Annotated in this window: 17 protein-coding genes and 2 tRNA genes; 10 read left to right on the top strand and 9 right to left on the bottom strand. The window is 70.0% G+C overall.

Features of this window, described 5'->3' with window-relative positions; genetic code table 11:
• Nucleotides 1-42 precede the first annotated feature (42 nt).
• The gene (locus STVA_RS04895) at nucleotides 43-1890 is read right to left on the bottom strand and encodes a monovalent cation:proton antiporter-2 (CPA2) family protein (protein ID WP_123689694.1); all 1848 of its coding nucleotides are present in this window, start codon (nucleotides 1888-1890) and stop codon (nucleotides 43-45) included.
• Nucleotides 1891-1962: 72 nt separating this feature from the next.
• Nucleotides 1963-2520 (bottom strand): DUF924 family protein, encoded by a 558-nt coding sequence (locus STVA_RS04890; protein WP_245978312.1) that lies wholly within the window; start codon nucleotides 2518-2520, stop codon nucleotides 1963-1965.
• 139 nt (nucleotides 2521-2659) lie between these two features.
• On the opposite strand from STVA_RS04890, the gene STVA_RS04885 reads away from it, so the two are divergent.
• Nucleotides 2660-3724 carry a sulfotransferase family protein gene (locus STVA_RS04885; protein WP_142235659.1) on the top strand — a complete coding sequence of 355 codons (1065 nt, stop codon included), beginning with the start codon at nucleotides 2660-2662 and terminating at the stop codon, nucleotides 3722-3724.
• Here the strand turns inward: STVA_RS04885 and STVA_RS04880 are convergent.
• A complete protein-coding gene (locus STVA_RS04880) occupies nucleotides 3676-4497 on the bottom strand; it encodes a hypothetical protein (RefSeq protein WP_123689696.1) in 822 nt (273 codons plus the stop codon). The two genes, STVA_RS04885 and STVA_RS04880, sit on opposite strands and share 49 nt — an antisense overlap.
• 197 nt (nucleotides 4498-4694) lie before the next feature.
• On the opposite strand from STVA_RS04880, the gene STVA_RS04875 reads away from it, so the two are divergent.
• The 3 genes from STVA_RS04875 to STVA_RS04865 all read left to right on the top strand — a co-directional run bounded on the left by STVA_RS04875 (nucleotide 4695) and on the right by STVA_RS04865 (nucleotide 9869).
• On the top strand, nucleotides 4695-7637 hold the full coding sequence (locus tag STVA_RS04875; protein WP_170221592.1) for a GGDEF domain-containing protein: 2943 nt from the start codon (nucleotides 4695-4697) through the stop codon (nucleotides 7635-7637).
• A gap of 83 nt (nucleotides 7638-7720) precedes the next feature.
• Nucleotides 7721-9184, top strand: coding sequence for an MFS transporter (locus STVA_RS04870; RefSeq protein WP_123689698.1), 1464 nt, complete (start codon nucleotides 7721-7723; stop codon nucleotides 9182-9184).
• A 97-nt stretch (nucleotides 9185-9281) separates the two neighbouring features.
• Nucleotides 9282-9869, top strand: coding sequence for a YfbR-like 5'-deoxynucleotidase (locus tag STVA_RS04865; protein WP_245978313.1), 588 nt, complete (start codon nucleotides 9282-9284; stop codon nucleotides 9867-9869).
• 55 nt (nucleotides 9870-9924) lie between these two features.
• Here the strand turns inward: STVA_RS04865 and STVA_RS04860 are convergent, their stop codons facing one another.
• The 4 genes from STVA_RS04860 to STVA_RS04845 all read right to left on the bottom strand — a co-directional run bounded on the left by STVA_RS04860 (nucleotide 9925) and on the right by STVA_RS04845 (nucleotide 10930).
• Nucleotides 9925-10332, bottom strand: a complete 408-nt coding sequence (locus tag STVA_RS04860) for a rhodanese-like domain-containing protein (protein ID WP_123689699.1) — start codon at nucleotides 10330-10332, stop codon at nucleotides 9925-9927.
• 80 nt (nucleotides 10333-10412) lie between these two features.
• Nucleotides 10413-10489: transfer RNA gene (locus STVA_RS04855), tRNA-Arg, on the bottom strand.
• Nucleotides 10490-10508: 19 nt separating this feature from the next.
• Nucleotides 10509-10808 (bottom strand): ETC complex I subunit, encoded by a 300-nt coding sequence (locus STVA_RS04850; RefSeq protein WP_123689700.1) that lies wholly within the window; start codon nucleotides 10806-10808, stop codon nucleotides 10509-10511.
• A gap of 45 nt (nucleotides 10809-10853) precedes the next feature.
• Nucleotides 10854-10930: transfer RNA gene (locus STVA_RS04845), tRNA-Pro, on the bottom strand.
• 177 nt (nucleotides 10931-11107) lie between these two features.
• Between STVA_RS04845 and STVA_RS04840 the strand changes: the two genes are divergently transcribed.
• Nucleotides 11108-11521 (top strand): thermonuclease family protein, encoded by a 414-nt coding sequence (locus STVA_RS04840; protein ID WP_170221591.1) that lies wholly within the window; start codon nucleotides 11108-11110, stop codon nucleotides 11519-11521.
• Nucleotides 11522-11525: 4 nt separating this feature from the next.
• Nucleotides 11526-11942, top strand: coding sequence for a hypothetical protein (locus tag STVA_RS04835; protein ID WP_123689702.1), 417 nt, complete (start codon nucleotides 11526-11528; stop codon nucleotides 11940-11942).
• Here the strand turns inward: STVA_RS04835 and STVA_RS04830 are convergent.
• Nucleotides 11939-12664 carry an SOS response-associated peptidase gene (locus tag STVA_RS04830; RefSeq protein WP_123689703.1) on the bottom strand — a complete coding sequence of 242 codons (726 nt, stop codon included), beginning with the start codon at nucleotides 12662-12664 and terminating at the stop codon, nucleotides 11939-11941. The genes STVA_RS04835 and STVA_RS04830 overlap by 4 nt on opposite strands.
• A gap of 47 nt (nucleotides 12665-12711) precedes the next feature.
• Complete coding sequence (locus STVA_RS04825; protein WP_123689704.1) at nucleotides 12712-12891, bottom strand: DUF3606 domain-containing protein; 180 nt, start codon at nucleotides 12889-12891, stop codon at nucleotides 12712-12714.
• A 101-nt stretch (nucleotides 12892-12992) separates the two neighbouring features.
• Between STVA_RS04825 and STVA_RS04820 the strand changes: the two genes are divergently transcribed.
• The 4 genes from STVA_RS04820 (at nucleotide 12993) to STVA_RS27540 (ending at nucleotide 14377) form a co-directional block, all read left to right on the top strand.
• Nucleotides 12993-13184: a hypothetical protein gene (locus tag STVA_RS04820; RefSeq protein WP_142235658.1), complete on the top strand. Its 192-nt coding sequence runs from the start codon at nucleotides 12993-12995 to the stop codon at nucleotides 13182-13184.
• Between the two features lie 2 nt (nucleotides 13185-13186).
• Complete coding sequence (locus tag STVA_RS04815; RefSeq protein WP_123689705.1) at nucleotides 13187-13399, top strand: hypothetical protein; 213 nt, start codon at nucleotides 13187-13189, stop codon at nucleotides 13397-13399.
• Nucleotides 13400-13660: 261 nt separating this feature from the next.
• Nucleotides 13661-13996, top strand: coding sequence for a hypothetical protein (locus STVA_RS04810; protein WP_142235657.1), 336 nt, complete (start codon nucleotides 13661-13663; stop codon nucleotides 13994-13996).
• 6 nt (nucleotides 13997-14002) lie between these two features.
• Complete coding sequence (locus STVA_RS27540) at nucleotides 14003-14377, top strand: glycine zipper family protein (protein ID WP_170216456.1); 375 nt, start codon at nucleotides 14003-14005, stop codon at nucleotides 14375-14377.
• Nucleotides 14378-14436 lie beyond the last annotated feature (59 nt).

Raw genomic sequence — 14436 nt, 5'->3', positions numbered from 1 at the left:
TTGTTTCCCCGGAAGACCCAATCCGCCGATCCGCCCGCCGAATTATGCGCGCTGCGGTGCCCTTTCCGGCAGTTGCGCCTCGTCGAGTGGCGTCGCCGTCTCGCCGCACACGACCTGGCCGTGCCGCTTGGGCTGGGTCAGCGGGCCCGGCCTCGGCACGTTGCCGCGCATCAGGTCGGTGCCGGCATAGATGCCGCCGGTCGCCTGCAGCTCCAGCCGTTCCTCGTCGCGCCGGCGCACGTCGTCGGTGATCTCGGCCGCTTCCTCGACCGGGACGCCCAGCTCGACCAGGGCCGCCTGGCCGAACGCCATCGCCGATTCGAAGGTTTCGCGGATGTGGAAGTCGACGCCGGCCTCGATCAGGTGCAGGGCATGCTCGCGGTCGAAGGCGCGCACGAAAAGCCGCGTCAGCGGGTATTCCGCGCGCATCAGCTCGACGATGCGGTTGGAGGCCTCGACCTTGTCGATGCAGACCAGCACCGCCTTCGCCCGGCCCGCACCCGATGTCGCCAGGATGTCGAGCCGGGTGCCGTCGCCGTAATAGACCTTGAAGCCGAAATCGGCGGCGCTGCGGATCATCTCGGTGTCGTTCTCGATGATCGCCACCTCGAACCCACGCGCGAGCAGCGCCTGGCTGGCGACCTGGCCGAAGCGGCCGAAGCCGATCATCAGCACGGTGCCGCTCAGTTCGTCGGCCGTGTCGACATCGGCCATCGACTGGCTGCCGGCCGGGGTCAGGCGGCGGACCGCCAAAGTCAGCAGGGGCGTCAGCGCCATCGACAGGATGACGGTGGCGGTCAGGATGGCGTTGGTCTGCGCATCGAAGATGCCGACCCCGGCGGCGGCGGAATAGAGCACGAAGGCGAACTCGCCGCCCTGCGCCATCAGGGCCGCCCGGGTGATCGCCTCGCGATGGTCGGCCTTGAGGACCCGGGCGATCATGTAGATGCCGAGCGACTTCACCGCCATGTAGAGGCCGACCGCGCCCATGATCACCGGCCAAGCCTGGCCGATCACGCGGAAGTCGAGCGACATGCCGACCGCCAGGAAGAAGAGGCCCAGCAGGATGCCGCGGAAGGGCTCGATGTCGGCCTCGAGCTGGTGGCGGAACGTCGATTCCGACAGCAGCACGCCAGCCAGGAAGGCGCCCATCGCCATCGACAGGCCGCCAAGCTGCATCAGCAGGGCCGCCCCCAGCACCACCAGCAGGGCAGCCGCCGTCATGATCTCGCGCGCCCTGGCCGCCGCCAGCAGGCGGAAGAGCGGGTTCAACAGCCAGCGGCCGGCCACGACCAGGCCGACGATGGCGCCGACCGCCAGCGCCATGTCGATCACGCGCTGGTTCCAGCCGGTGTCGCTGGCCGCCGGCGCCAGGAAGGCGACGATCGCCAGCAGGGGCACGATCGCCAGGTCCTCCAGCAGCAGGATGGAGACGATCTTCTGGCCGGCCGGGGTCGAGGTCTCGCCGCGCTCGTCGAGGAGCTGCATGGCGATGGCCGTCGAGGACAGCACGAAGCCCATGGCCGCCACGAAGGCCATTGCCGGCGGCGCCCCCCAGAGGATGCCGATCCCGGTCAGCAGCCCGCCGCAGAGCGCGACCTGGGCCGCCCCCAGGCCGAAGATCTCCCGCCGGAGGCCCCACAGCCGCGAGGGCTGCATCTCCAGCCCGATCACGAAGAGGAACATGACGACGCCCAGCTCGGCGAAATGCAGGATCGCCTGGGCGTCGCTGAAAAGGCGCAGCCCGAACGGGCCGATCGCCAACCCGGCCGCCAGATAGCCCAGCACCGAGCCCAGCCCCATGCGCTTGAACAGCGGCACGGCGACGACGGCCGCCCCCAGCAGCGCCACCACCTGGACCAGATCGCTCCCCTGCCCTTCGACCGCCACTGGCGCCTCTCCTCGTACGTCGTACCGAACTCTATACCGGCCGACACCAAATGGGAGCGGCCGGCTGGTATATCACCCGGCGAATCCGCCCTCGGCCAGGAACGCCGCCTCCGCGGCCGTCGTCGTCCGGCCGAGGATGGGGTTGCGATGGGGAAAGCGCCCGAAGCGCAGGACGATGTCGCGATGGCGGGCGGCATGGCCGGGATAGTCCCCGCCCAGCCGCTCGTTCAGGGCGAGCGACCGGTCCTGGTCGGCCAGGACCTCCGAATGGGCGAACGGCAGGTAGAAGAACACCCGCAATTCCAGTTCGACCGCCTGGTCCAACCCCGCCGCCACCGCCTGGTCGGCGGCCAGCCGCGCCAGCGGGTCGGTCGCATACATGTGGCCGGTGCCGCGGAAGGCATTGCGTGGGAACTGGTCGAGCAGCAGCAGGCGGGCCAGCGCGCCCTCGGCGGTGGCGCCCCACGCGTCCAGCTCGCGACGGGCGGCCGCGAAATGCAGGTCGAGATAGCGGTCGCGGAACATCGCGTCGAACGCCGCATCCTTGGTGAACCAGCGCTCCCGCCCAGCCGCGCGCCAGAACGCCACCAGGCCGCCCGCCTGCTCCAATCCCCGTTCGTCCATCGCCATCCGCCCCGCGCCCCATCCATCTCTGGTCACCGGCGGCATAGTCGCCGGTGACCAGAGATGCAACCCGTGCCGGCCGGATCGCGTCGGACTGGATCGGATCGGCCATGCAACCGCCCCCGCGATGGGGTACGGGTCGAGGGTGTCCAGCCCCGCCCCCGACTGCCCGCCTCCCGCGCCATCGCGCACCGCCCTGCTGGTGCTCGGCATGCATCGCAGCGGCACCTCGATCCTGACGCGGCTGATCGGCAGCCTGGGTGCCGCCCTGCCGCACGATGCGGCACCGGCCGGGCCCGACAATGTCGAGGGCTATTGGGAACCCTTGGGCTTGGTGGCGCTGAATGACCGGCTGCTGGCGGTGGCCGACAGCGCCTGGCTCGACCCCCGGCCGCTCGACCTGTCCCGTGTGCCGGACGCCACAGGCCGGGAGATCGCCCGGTTGGTCGGCGGCGCGCTGCGGGCGAGCTTTGCCGATGCCCCGCTCTTCGTGCTGAAGGACCCCCGCATCTGCCGGATGATGCCGTTCTATCGTCCGGTGCTGGCGGCCAAGGGGGCCGCGGCCAAGGTCGTGCTGGCGCTGCGCGAGCCGCCCGACGTTGCCGCCTCGCTGCTCGAGCGCAACCAGCTCTCACCCGATTTCGCCGGCCTGCTCTGGGCCAGGCACCTGGTCGATGCGGAGCGGGACAGCCGCGACCTGCCGCGGATCGTCGTGGCCTATGGCGAGTTGCTGGAGGATTGGCACGGGCCGGCAGGCCGGCTCGCGCGTCTGCTGGGCCGGGCGCCCGCAGCCGGGGATCCGCCCGCGGGCGACCTCGTCCGCCCCGCCCTGCGCCACCACCGTGCCGGGTCCTACGCCATCTTCAGCCCGCCGGTCGGCCGGCTGCTGGCGGAACTTCAGGCGGCGGCCCTGGGCCTGGACGATGTCGGGCCGGCAGCCGCGGCGGCGACCTTCGACGATCTGGCGGCGGAGCTGGCGGCTATGACGGCACGGCTGGCCGACCTGCTGACGGTGGAATTCCAGAGCCAACGGCTGTCATCGCCCCATCCGCCGGCGCGGCCGATCGACACCGCCGCCGCACGGCGGGACCTGGCCCAGGCGATGCAGCGCCTGCACCGCGCGCGCCCGGAATCGGCATCGGCATCGGATCAGGCAGCGGCTCAGGCCGTCGGCGTGAGCCGCTCGTCGTCGCCGACCACGGTGACGTAGCGGAACACCTGGTCGCCGTTCAGCCCGGCATCGACGATGCGGTTGGCCGCCAGCACGCTGTTCAGCCGTTCCAGGCAGTAGCCGACGACGCGGCGCTGATAATCGCCGCGCGGGCGATAGCCGCCGGCCAGGAAGGCGCTGGCCGCCGCCTCAAGCTGGGTGAAGATGGCGATGAAGGCGTCGGCCGGATAGACTCCGATTGCCGGCGACACCAGCAGGCGCCGGGCCGACAGCAGGTTCATGGCGAAACTGTCCGTCACCACGCCATGGTCGACCGCATCGGCCAGGAAGCGCAGCAGGTCGCGGCCGACATGGCAGGCGCGATACTGCTGGCCCAGGCCGCGGTCGTACTCCATCGGCTTGGAGATCAGCCATTGCACGCCGGCATGCGGCAGCAGGACCTCCGGCGGCAGGGACACGACTTCGGCCGGCCCCGCCAGCTTCACATGCGGGAAGCCGTCCACCACCCGGCCGATCTCGGCCGTGCTGACGAACTTGCGGTACTGGGTCAGCAGGACTAGGCCATCGAAACCCTCGGCCTCCAGCCGGCGGCGGATCGCGAATAGGGCGGGGTATTCCGAGGCGCTGTCGCCGGACATGAGCTGGGGGTAGGTCTCGGGATAGATCCAGGCCCCTTCGACGCCGCAGGGCCGCTCGCTGACGAAGACGGTGCCGGGCGGCAGGGGAAAGACCGGCGGCCTGTGGCCGATGCAGAAGGAGCGCACCCGGTCCGGATCGTAGGGCGCGGGAACAAGGCTGCGGCGGACGGTCATGCCTGTGTGCGATGCCTCTTCATGAGGACGAACCCACGCCGGGAAGAAGTCGAAAAGCCTGTCATGGCCTGCACCGGAAAGGTCGGGCCGGGCGCAGGAGCCCGCCGAAAGATAGCGCCTACTTTGGCATAGCCAGGCGTTGTAGTATCGAAGAGGCGTCGAATATTCGCGCCGCATTTCTTGAGCGAGACGCCGGGATGGCAGGCCTCCGCAGCGGATCGAATGCACGAGCGGCGGTACCGCTTCTGAACGTGTGGGGCGAAGAGGCGGACGGCGCTCTCCCGGCCGCGACGCCGAATGCCGGATTGGCGGTCGCCCTGGCGGTGCTGAAAAGGGGCTGGGGCTCGTCGCCGACGCCAGCCCGGGTCCTGCGCGCGACATGCAGTGCCGCGGCTTCCCTGGCGCGGGGATACCGGGTCGTGGCAGCCGAGCCGGCGCCGCCAAAGGGTGCCGCGACAAGCCGGCGGCGCGGCCCCTCGTCGACGGCGATTGCGGAGGATCGCCTGCCGCTCGCGAGCGAGCGAGCGTTGCGGTTTCGCTTCGAAGCCCGGCCCGGATGGCCGGCGGACCTGCCGCAGGCAGGCACGGCCGCGATCGTGTCGATTGACCCGGATGTCGGCGGGATCTGCTGCATCGCGCCCGACGGCCAGACCGGGATTGGCGACGACTATGTCGACGACCTGTCGGCACTGGCCCGTGTCGCCGCATGGCTGTACCGGCGCGGACGGTCTCCTCCTACGGCCAGCCGGGGGGCGCGGCGGCACACCCCCCCGTCGGAGGCGGAAGGCGACCTGCGGCTGCAGTACGAGATCGCCCGCATCCTGGCCGGGCCGTCCAGCCTGGATCAGGCTGCCCCCGCCCTGATGCAGGCCATAGGCCGCCACCTGGGCTTCACGGTGGGCTTCCTGCGCGAACTCGACCATCGCGACAAGCGGCTGCGCGGCACTACGGTCTGGCACGAGCCGGGCGCAGCCCTGGAGACGTTCGCGCGCCGCGCCATCGAGGGCGCGCCGGCGCTCGGCAGTGGCCTGGCCGGCACGGCCTGGTCGACCGGCAGGGCTGTCTGGATCCCCGATTGCCGCAAGGCCCCGGCCTTCGTGCAGGTGGAAGCAGCGGTCGCCGCCGGACTGCGAAAGGCGGCGGCCCTGCCGATATTCACCGGCGGCGAGTTCTTCGGGGTGCTCAGCTTCGTCGGGAACGAGATCGAGGAAGAACGGCCAAGCCGAATGGCGCTCCTGGCCGCGGTTGGCGGCCAGATCGGCCAGTTCCTCAAGCACCGCGCCCAGAGCGCGGAGATCGCCCGACTAGACCGGCTCTATGCCCTGCTGGCGCGCGTCACCCATTTCGCCCGCCAGGCGCAGGGGCGACAGGAACTTTTCGACGGCATCTGCCGGATCACGGTGGAGGATGGCGGCCTGGGCCTGGCCGCCATCTCGGCCTACGATCCGGCGATCGGCGAGGTCTCCTTCGTCGCGGGCTGCGGCGAAGGATTCGATGCCCTGGTATCGGCGCCACCGCTGCCGATCCTGCGCACCGCGCCGGAACGGCTCGACGAAGTGTCCCGCGCCGTGTTGGAAATGCGGCCGGTCCTGAACGACAATCTCGCCGGCACGCCGGAGCTTGGCGGGCCGCGCCGACGGTCCATCGTCGCCATGGGCTATCAGTCCTCAGTGGCGCTGCCCCTGGTCCAGGACGACCAGGTATCGGGCGTCTTCGTTGTCTTCAGCCGCGAGCGCACCTTCTTCACCCCGCGGCTGATCGAGCTACTGGGCGACGTCACGCACGAGATCGCCTATGCGCAGGACCATCTGTCGAACCTGGACCGCATCGCCTACCTCGCCCACCATGACGAGCTGACCCAGCTTCCGAACCGCACCCTGTTCCAGGAGCGGTTGAACCAGGCGCTGATCGCGGCCCGGCGCAGCGAGACGCCGCTGGCGGTGATCTTTATCGATCTCCGTCATCTGCGCGAGATCAACGACGCCTACCGGCGGGAAGCGGGGGACGTGCTGCTGCGGGCGTTCGCCCAGCGGCTGGCCGCGATCGTCGAGCGGCCGGAGAACTTGGCGCGCATGGAGGGCGGGCGCTTCGCCACCTTCGTGGCCGACGCCTCCGATGCCGTCCGCGTCGCCAACCTGATCGAGCGCGCCGCCCGGGAAATGGTCACCTTGCCGTTCAGCGTGAACGGACAACTGGTACGCATGTCCGCGGTGGTCGGTATCGCCATATTTCCGGCCGATGGCACGGATGTCGGCACGCTCCTGGCCAACGTCGAGGTGGCGGCGCTGCGGGCGAAGGAGTCGAACCGGCCGTACCATTTCTACGATCCGTCGCTGAATGCCCAGGTCGCCCGATCGCTGGAGCTCCAGTCCGCCCTGCGCCGGGCGACCGACTGCCAGGAGTTCGAACTCCACTACCAGCCGAAGGTCGACACCCGGACCCGCGCGCTGGTGGGGCTGGAGGCGCTGATCCGCTGGACGGACCCACAGCGCGGGATCGTGCCGCCCGGCGTCTTCGTGCCCGTGCTGGAAGAGATCGGCCTGATCGGCCAGGTCGGCGAATGGGTGGTCCGGCGCGCGCTGGCGCAGCAGCGCGAATGGCTGCGGATGGGGTTGGTGCCGCCGCGCATCGCCGTCAATGTCTCGGTCAGGCAGTTGCAATCGCCCGAGTTCGCGGCCGAGATCGGCCGCGTGCTGCAGGACTTCCCCGACATTCATGGAGCCTCGCCCGGTGGCCTCGACATCGAGGTGACCGAGAGCGTCGCGATGGACGATCCCGCCGCCTGCGCCCGCCGCCTCGCCGACCTGCGGCGCCTTGCCATCGGCATCGCGATCGACGATTTCGGCACCGGCCACTCTTCTCTGGCCTATCTGACGACGCTTCCGGCCCAGGCCCTGAAGATCGATCGCTCCTTCATCGCCGGCCTTCTGGTGACGTCGGAGGCGCGCACGATCGTGCAGACGATCATATCGCTGGCCCATGCCTTGCGGATGCAGGTCATCGCCGAGGGCGTGGAGAGCGAGGACCAGGCAGCCATGCTGGCCGAGATGGGATGCGACCAGATGCAGGGCTATCTCTGCGGCCGGCCCCAGCCGGCGACGGCGATCGAGGCGTTGCTGCGTCGAACGGAACGACCGTAGAAGCCGCCGGTCCGGCCCGCGTCCGGGTGCCGGAACGATAGCGCGCGGCGCACGTTGCGGTGAGGCAACGGCAGGAGTGCGCCATGGCCGAGCAGCCGCCCGATCGACGCCCCTCGGCCCGCGGGATCTTCACGACGGATGTGCCGGCCCGCCTCGACCGGCTGCCCTGGACCCGGTTCCACTGGCTGGTCGTGGTGGCGCTCGGCATCACCTGGATCCTGGACGGGCTGGAGGTGACGCTCGTGGGCTCGCTGGCCGGCGCCATCGAGCAGAGCCCGACGCTGGCCTTGTCGGCGACCGAGATCGGCCTGGTCGCCAGCGCCTATGTCGCGGGCGCGGTCACCGGCGCGCTGGGCTTCGGCCGGCTGACCGACCGCTACGGCCGCAAGCCCATGTTCACGGCGACCGTGGCCGTCTACCTGGTCGCCACCGTCTCGACCGGGTTCGCCTGGGACTTCTGGTCGTTCGCCTTCTTTCGCTTCATGACCGGGGCCGGCATCGGCGGCGAGTACGCGGCCGTCAATTCCGCCGTGCAGGAGTTGATCCCGGCGCGCTGGCGCGGGGTCACCGACATCGCCATCAACGGTACCTTCTGGCTGGGGGCGGCACTGGGCGCGCTCGCCTCCGTCATCGTGCTCGACCCCGACCTGTTCGCGCCCGACGTCGGCTGGCGCGTCGCCTTCATCGTCGGCGGGTCGCTGGCGCTGGTGGTGATCTGGCTGCGCCGGTGGGTGCCGGAGAGCCCGCGCTGGCTGATGACCCACGGCCGGCCGGAGGAGGCCGAGCGCATCGTCGCCGGCATCGAGGCCACCGCCCGGCGCAGCCACGGCATCGCCCTGCCGCTGGCCGGGCTGCCGACGATCGCGCTGGTGGCCCGCCAGCACACCAGCCTGGCCGAGGTCGCGCGCACGCTGCTGCGCGACTATCCCAGCCGCACCATCCTGGGCCTCACCCTGATGGCGACCCAGGCCTTCTGCTACAATGCCGTCTTCTTCACCTATGCCCTGATCCTGACGCGCTTCTACGGCGTGGCCGCGGCCGACGTGGGCTGGTTCATCCTGCCCTTCGCGCTGGGCAACTTGGCCGGGCCGCTGACGCTGGGCCGGCTGTTCGACACGGTCGGGCGGCGCATCATGATCGCGTTGACCTATGGCCTGGCCGGCATCCTGATGGTCGCGACCGGGGCCGCCTTCGCAGCCGGCCTGCTCGGCGCCACGGCGCTGACGGCCGCCTGGACGACGATCTTCTTCTTCGCCTCGGCCGGAGCCAGTGCCGCCTACCTGACCGTCGGCGAATGCTTCCCGCTGGAGATCCGGGCGATGGCCATCGCCATCTTCTACGCCGTCGGCACGGCACTCGGCGGCATCAGCGGCCCCGCCCTCTTCGGCGTGCTGATCGAGTCCGGCAGCCGCATCGAAGTGCTGTGGGGCTATCTGCTGGGCGGCGGCCTGATGCTGGTGGCGTCCGTCGTCGCCTTCCGCCTCGGCATCGCCGCCGAATGCCGCCCGCTGGAGGAGGTGGCGCCGCCGCTGTCGCGGGCGCCGTAAACGTACGGGTGCCGGCTTCCCGGATGGCCCAGCTTCCCCAATCGCAGGACACTGGCGTAAACGGGTGCAGCCGATCCATGCGCGGAGGACCCCACAGGTGCCGGCAAATCCATCGGGCCGGGCGTGGCAGCGCATGCTGTCGGGACGGCGCCTCGACCTGCTCGACCCCTCGCCGCTCGACATCGAGATCGAGGACATCGCGCTCGGTCTGTCGCGGGTCGCGCGCTGGAACGGTCAGACCGCGGGCGAGCACGGCCTGTCGGTCGCCCAGCACTCGCTGCTGGTGCTGGAGATCGTCGAGCGGGCGGTCGACCGCCCGGCCGCCGGCCTGCGCCTCGCCGCCCTGCTGCACGACGCCAGCGAGTTCGTGACCGCGGACCTGATCACCCCCTTCAAGCGCGTGATCGGCGACGCCTACAAGGCGGTGGAGATCCGCGTCCAGGAGGCGGTCCATCTGCGCTTCGGCCTGCCGGCCCGGCTGCCGGCGGACTGGACGCGCGCGATCAAGCGCGCCGATGTCGACGCGGCCTTCTTCGAAGCGGTCGAGCTGGCCGGCTTCACCGAGGCGGAGGCCCGCCGGATCTTCAGCTTCCGCCGGACGCGCCGCGACGGGACGCTGACGCCATGGGCCGCGGAGGACGCACGCGGGCGCTTTCTGGAGCAGTTCCGGGCGCTGGCGGGGTGATCGCTCGGCGACCGCCCGGCTTGTGTCCGCGACCGACGGCGCCGCCGGGCTGCTTCTACTTCTTGGGCTCGACCGCCTCGACCGGGCCGCCCGCCTTCTTCCAGCCGCTGAGACCGCCCTCGAGATGGGCGACCGGCGCCAGGCCCATGTCCTGCGCCGTCTTGGTCGCGAGTGCCGAGCGCCAGGCGCCGGCACAGAAGAACACGAACCGGTTGCCCGTCTGGAAGTAGGGCTTGGCGTACGGGCTTTCCGGATCGATCCACATTTCCAGCATGCCGCGCGTCACGTTGATGGCGCCCGGGATGGTGCCGTCCCGCCACAGCTCGCGCGGATCGCGGATGTCGATGAAGGTCACGCCGTCCTGGCCGTGCAGCTTCAGCGCCTCGGCCAGCGGCAGCGTCTCGATCTGGCTCTCCGCCTCCTCCACCATCTGCTTGACGGTTTTCTTCATCTTCAGCGTCATCGGCGGATCCTCTGATGGTCGCGCTGCGCGCAGCCCTGCGCGCCGATGAAGCGAGACCTGCCATGAATGGCGGAACAGCGTGGCGCGCCCTGCTGGACTCGAACCAGCGACCCCGCGCTTAGAAGGCGCGTGCTCTATCCAACTGAGCTAAGGGCGCGTGCGCTGCGGGCGCGGCATCAGCCGCGCACCCGATCATACTTGAAATTGTCGGCGTAGGCCTTGGGCTTGATCGTCCGCTGGTGGGCCGGCTGGATCTTGTAGGCGAGGCCCAGGCGCTGGGCATGCGCCTCGGCCTCGGCCAGCGTCGCGAAGGTCAGGCGGAGTTGCAGGCGGGTGTCGCCGGAACTGATCCAACCCATCAGCGGGTCGTGGCGCTTGGCCTCGGCCGGCACGAACTCCAGCACCCATTCCCGGGTGCCCGCCCGACCGGACTGCATCGCCGACTTCGCCGGAAGATAGATGCGCGCCTCTGCCATGGTCGATTCCGCCTCGATTGCCGTCCGTAACTGGCTCTGCTCCGCTGGTCGGGGCGAGAGGATTCGAACCTCCGGCATCTTGCTCCCAAAGCAAGCACTCTACCAGGCTGAGCTACGCCCCGGACATCAGCGGACGCCCGGTTTTGCAGGGGGAGCGGAAGGAAGTCAAGCCAGCACTGCGAGGCGGGAAACCGGCCAGAACGGGTACGATCAGGCACAATCGAGACACACTATTGGCACACTTGTTCTCTCTACGTTCTCACGGCAGATTGCCAGCTATGCGCCTCCTAGCCCCCTTTTTGCTGATTCTCGTCGCCTTGCCGGCCTTAGCCGGGCCGATCCGCGGCCCAGCCCGCGTCGCCGATGGCGACACCCTCGTCATCGACGGGACCCGCATCCGGCTGCTGGCGATCGATGCGCCGGAGATGGGCGAGCCGCTGGGCGGCCGCGCGCGGCTGGAGATGGAGCGGATCATCGCCCGGCGGCCGCTCGACTGTGAACCGCATGGCCATGACCGGTATCGCAACACCGTCGCCGTCTGCCGGCGTGGCCGGCTCGACGTCGCGGCCGAGCTGGTGCGCCGAGGCTGGGCGCGCGCCTGGCGGCGGTACGGGCTCGACTATGTCGCGCAGGAGGATGAGGCCAAGGCGGCCGGGCGGGGCATGTGGGCGCCGGGAATGGAAGCAGCCCGCGCCTCCCGCCGGCACCCCTAGACCGATGGCCGGCAACCCGTGGGATGCCCGCACGATCGGCGGCGTCCCCTCGACCATGATCCACGTGGCCTGCAGCCGCTGCCCGCGGCGCGGTCGCTACCAGCGCGATCGGATCATCGAGCGCTACGGCAGCCACACCCCGATGGACCTGCTGCTGTCGGAGATGGTGGGTGCCTGCCCACAGGGCCAGGAGTGCGGCGCGCATTTCCTAGCCCCGGCGCGCTGGGACCCGGCCCGGCCCAGCATGACCGTTGCTGGCCTGGCCGCAGATCTGCGCCGGTACGATCCATCGCTGCCCGTCATCGTCACCGGCCGGGATCTCGGCAATGCCCGGATGCTGCGGGTGGCCTGCCTCGGCGAGCGGCCGAGGCGGCTGTACAACTACGGGCGGCCATACCTCCTGATCTGCGCCGACGACTAGACAGGCTCGGCCACGTCCTTCTTCACGCCACGCGCGACGATCTTGAGCGACCCATCCGGCAGCGGCCGCTGCAGGGCGCTGGCCTCGGCCCAGGGCGCCGTCATCCAGGTCTCGATCTCGGCCGGCTGCGTCAGGATCACCGGCATGGCCTTGGGGTGGATCGGCGCCACCTCGGCGTTGGGCGTCGTCGTCAGGAAGGCGAAGACGTCGATGTTCTCGACGCCGGTCCGCATCTTCCGCACCGATGTCCACTGCGGCGCCCAGATGCCGGCGAACACCGCCAGCGGCCGGTCGTCGCCCAGCGCGAACCAGATGTCGCCGCCGGCCTCACGATTGAACTCGCTGAAGGACGTCATCGGCACGACGCAGCGGTTCTCCACGCCCAACCAGCGCTTCCAGTGCGCGCTGGCCGTATTGCGGACGTTGGTGGTGCCGCCATCCGGCTCGAGCCGCAGAAGCTCGTCGAAGTCCACCGCCTTGCCCTTGACGCGCAGCTTGTCGGCCCGCTTGGTCGCGGCGTCGAGCAGGGCCTTGCGCGAGGACGGCATCCCCCAGCGCACCATCGCCAGCTCGCGGCCGGCCGGCGTGTTGCGGACGATCGGCGCGGCGTAGTCCGGGAAGATCCCCGGCATCGGCGGCAGGTTGCCGGTGCTGTCGACCAGCGCCCGGGTCAGGGCGACGATTGCCGCCTGTCCCTTGGTCAGCGAGTAGAGATTGCACATCGAGCGATCGTAGCGCCCGCGGGCACGCCTGTCAGGCGCCTGAGCGGCTACTGCCCGGCCAGCTCCTTCTGGACGTCGGCTGCCATCGGGCCGACCTTCTTCACCGCCGCACGGAGTCGCTGGCGGCTGACGCCGAATCGCTCCGTCCAATAGTGGAGCTCGTGATCCTCGTTGACATTGACGCGGGCGCGATCCGCGGCGCCACGGTCTTTCAGGTCATCGGCCATGCGGCATTCTCCAGTTCCGTCTCCTGGGGGAACAGCCCGCGGTCGCGGCAGTTCCACACACAGCGCACCTCGCCCGCCGCCACCTGGAAGGGAGCCCCGTGATGACCATTCCCACCCCGCCCAAGATGCCCGAGCCGCCGTCACCCGACCGGGAACCGATCCCCGCCCGGGACACCATCCGGCGCCAGAACCAGCACGTTCCCCGGCACCAGGATGGAGGCCGCGAGACGGACGATAGCGTCATCCAGAAGCATGGCCCGGACATTCAGCGGGACGAAGTCGGGCGGCCCTGACGGTGCGACGCCACAAGCTGCGCCGCGCCATCGTCAATCGCGACGGGTGGTGCGTCGTCGATCCGGCCGGCCGCACCGTGCGACACGATCTCGACCGCGATACTGCGCGCGAGGACTACGTCCGGACCTGCGGCGATGGTCGCACGTGGGGCTGGCTGGTAGCCAACGGCTATCGGCTGGTCGAGGGCGGGCCGCCGGACCGCAGCGACGACTAGGTGCGCACTTTCCGGCCTGGAATGTCCCTGCTTGGCACCAAACAACCCCCCCTCAGCCTGTGCGCGTAATCACCCCATTCATCAGAGTCAAGATCAACTATCTGTTGCGCTAAGTTCTACCTCCTGGCAGGTTTCTCGCGAAAAACGGGCGCGATTGAGGCCCGAAGAACGCGCGTAATGGGGGTGGAGATGCCGCGATTGATCAAGTGGGCGGGTGTTCCCTTCTTGGCGCTCGCCCTGGCCGGGTGCGGTGGAAATCGCATGGCCCAGCCGGTGGCAATGGTCGCGCCGACGGATGGGCAAATGTCCTGCGATGCCGCGCAGTTCGAGATGTTGAGCAACCAGACCAAGATCCAGGCGCTCTACAGCGAGATCGATCGGGCACAGGACGAGCGTACCCGCAACATGTTCTTCGGTGGCCTGATCGGATACGCCACCAGCGAAGACGGGTCGGCGGCCCGCGCCGAGATCGGCGCGCTGCAAGCGCGAAACACGAACGTCATGATGATCATGCAGCGCGGAGGCTGCTGGCGCGGAGGCGCCGCCGCTACCGAGGCTCCGGCTGTGGCCGCCCCGGCGCCGGCGATCGCACGGTAGCGAACGATGGGGAAGATCAGCGTCGTGGCGATTGCAACAGCCCTTTTGCTGGGCGGATGCGCGCGCACCAACTACCAGCCAGTCGTTGACTTCGGCAGTTCTCCGGCCGGCCCCGGTCGGTATCACGCCGACCTCGCGGAATGCCAGGACCTGGCGGCCCAACGAGATCCGGCGAACGCCGCTGCAGCGACCGCCGTTGCCGGCGCTCTGCTGGGGGCAGCGCTCGGCGCAGTCGTCGGCGGCGGGCGCGGTGCGGCCTTCGGCGCCGGCCTTGGCGGCATCTCGGGTGGAGCATCCGGAGGGTCTGCAGGGCTGGCCAATCAGCGCCAGATCGTCGCGAACTGCCTGTCGGGACGTGGGTACCGCGTCGTCGGATGGTGAACAGACAATCGCCGTCCATTTCTGCGATCCACGCCGTCCGCGCGATCGATTCTTGAGTT

Source organism: Stella humosa (genome assembly GCF_006738645.1).
In the GTDB taxonomy this organism is placed as follows: Bacteria; Pseudomonadota; Alphaproteobacteria; order ATCC43930; family Allostellaceae; genus Allostella; species Allostella humosa.
This window is presented reverse-complemented; position numbering and strand designations above follow the sequence as displayed.

Bases quoted from the DNA above. Each gene is read 5' to 3' on its own strand.
- STVA_RS04850 (WP_123689700.1), bottom strand. From the start codon at position 10,808: ATGGCAGAGGCGCGCATCTATCTTCCGGCGAAGTCGGCGATGCAGTCC.
- STVA_RS04860 (WP_123689699.1), bottom strand. From the start codon at position 10,332: ATGACGCTGAAGATGAAGAAAACCGTCAAGCAGATGGTGGAGGAGGCG.
- STVA_RS04835 (WP_123689702.1), top strand. From the start codon at position 11,526: ATGGCCGGCAACCCGTGGGATGCCCGCACGATCGGCGGCGTCCCCTCG.
- STVA_RS04870 (WP_123689698.1), top strand. From the start codon at position 7,721: ATGGCCGAGCAGCCGCCCGATCGACGCCCCTCGGCCCGCGGGATCTTC.
- STVA_RS04820 (WP_142235658.1), top strand. From the start codon at position 12,993: ATGACCATTCCCACCCCGCCCAAGATGCCCGAGCCGCCGTCACCCGAC.
- STVA_RS04825 (WP_123689704.1), bottom strand. From the start codon at position 12,891: ATGGCCGATGACCTGAAAGACCGTGGCGCCGCGGATCGCGCCCGCGTC.
- STVA_RS04810 (WP_142235657.1), top strand. From the start codon at position 13,661: ATGGCCCAGCCGGTGGCAATGGTCGCGCCGACGGATGGGCAAATGTCC.
- STVA_RS04830 (WP_123689703.1), bottom strand. From the start codon at position 12,664: ATGTGCAATCTCTACTCGCTGACCAAGGGACAGGCGGCAATCGTCGCC.
- STVA_RS04875 (WP_170221592.1), top strand. From the start codon at position 4,695: ATGGCAGGCCTCCGCAGCGGATCGAATGCACGAGCGGCGGTACCGCTT.
- STVA_RS27540 (WP_170216456.1), top strand. From the start codon at position 14,003: ATGGGGAAGATCAGCGTCGTGGCGATTGCAACAGCCCTTTTGCTGGGC.
- STVA_RS04880 (WP_123689696.1), bottom strand. From the start codon at position 4,497: ATGACCGTCCGCCGCAGCCTTGTTCCCGCGCCCTACGATCCGGACCGG.
- STVA_RS04890 (WP_245978312.1), bottom strand. From the start codon at position 2,520: ATGGCGATGGACGAACGGGGATTGGAGCAGGCGGGCGGCCTGGTGGCG.